Source organism: Paraburkholderia sp. SG-MS1 (assembly GCF_012275575.1).
Lineage (GTDB): Bacteria > Pseudomonadota > Gammaproteobacteria > Burkholderiales > Burkholderiaceae > Paraburkholderia.
In genome coordinates this window covers 1-1,141 of sequence record NZ_NPIH01000068.1, presented here as the reverse complement: position 1 = coordinate 1,141, position 1,141 = coordinate 1, and the positions used below count along the sequence as shown (strand labels likewise).

General features: G+C 64.8%; 1 protein-coding gene. It reads left to right on the top strand.

Annotated elements, in window-relative coordinates; genetic code table 11:
• Window positions 1-49 precede the first annotated feature (49 nt).
• A partial coding sequence (locus CIC12_RS04885) for an NCS2 family permease (protein ID WP_168662682.1) occupies window positions 50-1,141 on the top strand: 1,092 nt, incomplete at its 3' end.

Below are 1,141 nucleotides of genomic sequence, written 5' to 3'. Positions count from 1 at the left end.
CCCGCCTCCACCACAAGAAACGCTTTCTGAACGACGAGAGACCCGCCTCATGGACTCGATAAAACGCTACTTCGGCTTCGACGCCGCCGGCACCAACCTGCGCACCGAAGTGCTCGCCGGGGTCACCACCTTCCTGACGATGGCTTACATCATCTTCGTCAATCCGGCGATTCTCGGCGACGCCGGCATGCCGAAGGACGCGGTGTTCGTCGCGACCTGCCTCGTGGCCGCGCTGGCCTCGCTGATCATGGGTCTGTATGCGAACTACCCGATCGCGCTCGCGCCCGGCATGGGGCTGAACGCGTACTTCGCGTACACGGTCGTCAAGGGCATGGGCTTTACCTGGCAGGCCGCGCTCGGCGCGGTGTTCATCTCCGGCTGCCTGTTTCTGATCGTCACGCTGTTTCGCGTGCGTGAAGTGATCGTCAAAGGCATCCCGCATTCGATACGCATCGCGATCACCGGCGGTATCGGCCTCTTCCTCGCGATCATTTCGCTGAAGGAAGCCGGCGTGGTGGTCGGCAGCCCGGCCACGCTGGTGACGCTCGGCAATCTGCATGAACCGCACGTGATTCTCGCGATGATCGGCTTCTTTGCGATCGTCACGCTCGACTACCTGCGGGTGCGCGGTGCGATCCTGATCGGCATCGTCGGCGTGACGGTACTGAGCTTTTTCTTCGGCGGCAACCAGTTCCACGGCATCGTCTCCGCGCCGCCGTCGATCACGCCGACGCTGTTTCAGCTCGACATCCGCGGCGCGTTGTCCACCGGCGTGCTGAACGTGGTGCTGGTGTTCTTCCTCGTCGAACTGTTCGATGCGACCGGCACGTTGATGGGGGTGGCCAATCGCGCGGGGCTGCTGGTCGAAGGCAAGATGCACCGCCTGAACCGCGCGCTGCTCGCCGACAGCACCGCGATTCTGGCCGGCTCGATGCTCGGCACCTCGTCGACCACTGCGTACATCGAAAGCGCGTCAGGTGTGCAGGCGGGCGGGCGCACCGGCGTCACCGCGATCACGGTCGCCGTGCTGTTCCTGCTCGCGCTCTTTTTCGCGCCGCTGGCGGGCGTGGTGCCCGCCTACGCGACCGCGCCGGCGCTGCTGTACGTGTCATGCCTGATGCTGCGCGAAATGCTCGACCTG